5 protein-coding genes are annotated in these 3,862 nt (G+C 73.1%); 3 read left to right on the top strand and 2 right to left on the bottom strand.

Annotated elements, in window-relative coordinates:
- Nucleotides 1-608 (bottom strand): TetR family transcriptional regulator (locus tag AB0C29_RS37525; protein WP_360830826.1); only part of this gene is annotated, 608 nt, incomplete at its 3' end.
- Nucleotides 605-2,149, bottom strand: coding sequence for a DHA2 family efflux MFS transporter permease subunit (locus AB0C29_RS37520; RefSeq protein ID WP_360830822.1), 1,545 nt, complete (start codon nt 2,147-2,149; stop codon nt 605-607). The genes AB0C29_RS37525 and AB0C29_RS37520, both read right to left, overlap by 4 nt.
- 63 nt (nt 2,150-2,212) lie before the next feature.
- Between AB0C29_RS37520 and AB0C29_RS37515 the strand changes: the two genes are divergently transcribed.
- The 3 genes from AB0C29_RS37515 to AB0C29_RS37505 all read left to right on the top strand — a co-directional run.
- Nucleotides 2,213-3,082, top strand: a complete 870-nt coding sequence (locus tag AB0C29_RS37515; protein WP_360830819.1) for an amidohydrolase family protein — start codon at nt 2,213-2,215, stop codon at nt 3,080-3,082.
- 67 nt (nt 3,083-3,149) lie between these two features.
- Nucleotides 3,150-3,305, top strand: a complete 156-nt coding sequence (locus AB0C29_RS37510) for a hypothetical protein (protein WP_360830816.1) — start codon at nt 3,150-3,152, stop codon at nt 3,303-3,305.
- Between the two features lie 14 nt (nt 3,306-3,319).
- A partial coding sequence (locus tag AB0C29_RS37505) for a PfkB family carbohydrate kinase (protein WP_360830813.1) occupies nt 3,320-3,862 on the top strand: 543 nt, incomplete at its 3' end.

Raw genomic sequence — 3,862 nt, 5'->3', positions numbered from 1 at the left:
CTCGCGGCAGGGCCGACCGGGAGGCCGGCCTGGAGCAGGGCCAGCGCCCGGTCGAATTCCTCGAAGTACACGGCCCCGTCGGCCATGCTCTTCCCCTCGCGGTTGGCGGCCATCGCCGCGCCCAGGACCGCGCCCGCGACCACCCGGCAGGAGAAGTCGTCGCTCGGCAGCCCGGCCCGCTCGGCGACCACCTCGGCCAGCAGCGTGATCGAGTCGGCGTACTGCTGCTGGGTGCGCATCCGCAGCTCGGGCACGCTCGCGATGAGCTGCTGGCGGCGCCGCTCCTGCTGCCACTGCGCGTCGGTGAGCTGCCCGAACAGCTCCCGGACACTGCGCCGGATCGCCTCGATCGGGGACAGCTCGGCCGGCTGGGCCCGCAGCGCCGCGACCATCAGCGGGTCGTAGTCGTCGGTGAGGACCACGTCCTCCTTGGTCGGGAAGTACCGGAAGAACGTGCTCGGGGAGACGTCCGCCGCCGCGGCGATCTGGTCGACCGTCGTGGCGGCGTACCCCTGCTCGTGGAAGAGCCGCATCGCGTGCTCGCGGATCGCGGCCTTGGTCCGGGCCTTCTTGCGCTCACGCAGGCCGGCCGGCGGGGTCGACGTCATACCACCGATTCTGCCGGTGCCGGCAGCGTCGTGGGTGGCAGGGGGGCGCTCGCCGGATCCGGCGCCGCCGGGCGAGCCGGCAGGAAGAGCAGCGAGAGTACGGCACCAGCCACCGCCACCCCGCCCGCGACGACCAGCGCCAGGTCCATGCCGGACGTGAAGGCGGCCTGCACCGATCCCAGCAGCGCAGCATCGCCCAGCCCACCGGCGACGGCGACCCCGGCGGTGGCACTGTCCCGGACGGCGTCGGCTGCCGTGGCGCTCAGCCCGGTCACGTCGACCCCGTCCCGGTACGCGCCGTTGAGCACCGTGCCCAGCACCGTGACCCCGATGGCCCCGCCCACCTGGCGCAACGCCTGGATCAGTCCCGACCCCACACCGCTGCGCTCGGGCGAGAGCGCGCCGAGGGCGGCGTTCATGGCGGGCGGCATGGTGAAGCCCAGCCCGACGCCCGCGACGGCGATCCAGGCCGCGACGAAGCCGTACCCGGTGCCCGGACCGGTGGTGGCGCCGGTGAACAGCCCCGCCGCCATCAGCAGGAGCCCGGCCGTCACGACGGTCTTCGCCCCCAGGCGCGGTTCCAGCCGGCCCGCGACCCGCGCACCCACCAGCAGCCCGCCGATCACCGGCAGCAGGCGCAGCCCGGTACCGAGCGCGTCGTTACCGCCGACGGCCTGAAAGAACTGCGGCAGCGCGAAGAGCATCCCGAACATGCCGAAACTCGCGACCGTGGCCAGCAACGATCCCCAGGTGAAGGCCCGGGACCGGAACAGTGCGAGGTCCACCAGGGGTGCCCGGGCCCGCCGCTGCCAGGCCAGGAAGAGCGCCAGGACGGCGATCCCGCCCACGGCGGTGAGCAGGGACCGCGGGTCGGTCCAGCCGCGTTCGCCGGCCTCGATGACCCCGTACGTGAGAGCGACCAGCCCGGCCGCCGACAGCACGATGCCGAGCGGGTCGAAGCGCCGCGCCCGGTCACCGTGCGACTCCGGCACCCAGAGCAGCACCGCGATCAGCCCGGCCAGCACCATCGGCACGTTGATCAGGAAGACCGAGCCCCACCAGAAGTTGTCCAGCAGCCAGCCGCCGACGACCGGCCCCAGCGGGATGCCGAGCGCGCTGGCCGTCACCCAGATCGTCAGGGCCTTCGGCCGTTCCGCGGGGTCGAAGATCACGGTCAGGACGGCCGAGGTCAGCGGCATGAGGACGGCGGCGCCGAGACCGAGGGCGGCCCGGGCGGCGATGAGCTGGCCGGTCGAGACCGCGTACGCGCAGGCGACCGACGCGACACCGAAGAGCACCAGCGCGCCGACCAGCATCCGCTTGCGGCCGAACCGGTCGCCCAGCATGCCGGCCGGCAGCAGGGCGGCCGCCATCACCAGCAGGTACGACGTGGTGATCCATTGCAGGTCACCGGTGGTGGCGTGCAGGTCGCCGGCCAGGGTCGGCAGCGCGACGCTGAGCACCGTGCTGTCCAGCCCGATGGCGAGAGTGCAGAGGGCGAGCGCGCCGAGCGCCCACCACCGTGAAGTGGAAGTAGCCATGAAATGACAGTAGCACTCAAAAGCCAGCAGCTATCAGAATGTGAGGTAGGCGATGATCGGGTGGTGAACGACTTCCTCCGCGAGCTCGGCCTGCCCGGCCTGGCCGACGTGCACACCCACTTCCTGCCCGAGCGGATGCAGCGCAGGGTCTGGGCCCACTTCGACCAGGCCGGACCGCTGATCGGCCGGGCCTGGCCGATCCGCTACCGCGGCACCGAGGCCGAGCGGGTGGCCGAGCTGGGCGCGCTGGGCGTACGGGTCTTCTCGGCACTGGCGTACGCCCATCGCCCCGGGATGGCCGCCGACCTCAACACCTGGACGCTGGACTTCGCGGCCCGCACCCCCGGCTGCCTGCCCAGCGCGACCTTCTTCCCGGAGCCGTCCGCGGCCGCCGATGTCCGCGCGGCACTCGACCGTGGCGCGCAAATCTTCAAGCTGCACCTGCAGGTCGGCGGCTTCGACCCCCGCGACGAGCAGCTGGACGAGGCCTGGGGACTGCTCGCCGAGTCCGGCACCCCGGTCGTCGTGCACGCCGGCTCCGGCCCGGTCCCCCACGGCTTCACCGGCCCCGGCCCGATCGGCGGGGTGCTCGCCCGCCACCCGCGCCTGGCCATGCTCACCGCCCACCTCGGCGGGCCCGAGTACGAGGGCTTCGTCGAGCTGGCCGAACGCTACGAACGGGTCGGCCTGGACACCACCATGGCGTTCACCGACTTCTTCGAGGAGCTGGCGCCGTTCCCGCCGGCGCTGCTGCCCCGGCTGCGCGAGCTCGGGCTGGCGGGCAAGGTCCTGCTGGGCAGCGACTTCCCCAACATCCCCTACCCGTACGCCCACCAGCTCGAGGCCCTGCGCCGGCTGGAACTCGGCGACGACTGGCTGCGCGCGGTCTGCTGGCACAACGCGGCCCGGCTTTTCGGTATCGATAGCGCGTAGATCCACGTCGGGGGTGCGCGGCTGTGCCACGATCACATCGATCAAGACCCACGGGACGAGGTGTGCCATGAAGAAGGCCGTCGGCTGGATCGTGCTGATCCTGGTCATCTTCTACATCGGCACCAACCCGGGCCCGGCGGCGGACATCGCCCAGGGCATCGGCGACGGCATCGCCGAGGTCTTCCGCAACGTCGGCACGTTCTTCTCCGAACTGGCGAACTGAGCCCCGGACCCGCCGTGCACATCGTCTGCGTGGGCCTGGCCACCGTGGACCTGGTGCAGCGCGTCGACCGGCTGCCCGGCGTGGACTCCAAGGCCGAGGCGCTCACGGCCGAGGTGGCCGCGGGCGGGCCGGCCACCAACGCCGCGATCACCGCGGCCGCGCTGGGCGCGCAGGTCACTCTGGTCACGGCGGTCGGCGCGCATCCGCTGGGCGGGTTGATCCGGGCCGATGCCGAGGCGTACGGGGTGACGCTGCTCGACGCGACACCGCTGGCGCGTACGCCACCCCCGGTCTCGGCCGTCACCGTGCTGGACGCGACCGGCGAGCGCACGATCGTCAGCCGCAACGCCGGCGCTGCCGAGGCTCCGGTGCCCCCGGGCTTCGCCGAACTGCTGGCCGGCGCGGACATGGTGCTGGTCGACGGGCACCATCCGCGGCTGGCGCTGGGTGCCGCGCGCAGCGGTCGGCCGTTGCTGCTGGACGCGGGCAGCTGGCGTCCGGTCTTCGCCGATCTGCTGCCCCGGGCCGACGTCGTGGCGTGCTCGGCCGCGTTCCGC

Source organism: Actinoplanes sp. NPDC048791 (assembly GCF_040650095.1).
Taxonomy (GTDB): Bacteria; Actinomycetota; Actinomycetes; order Mycobacteriales; family Micromonosporaceae; genus Actinoplanes.
Note: the sequence above shows the minus strand (reverse complement) of the source record. Positions and strands in the feature narration are given on the sequence as shown.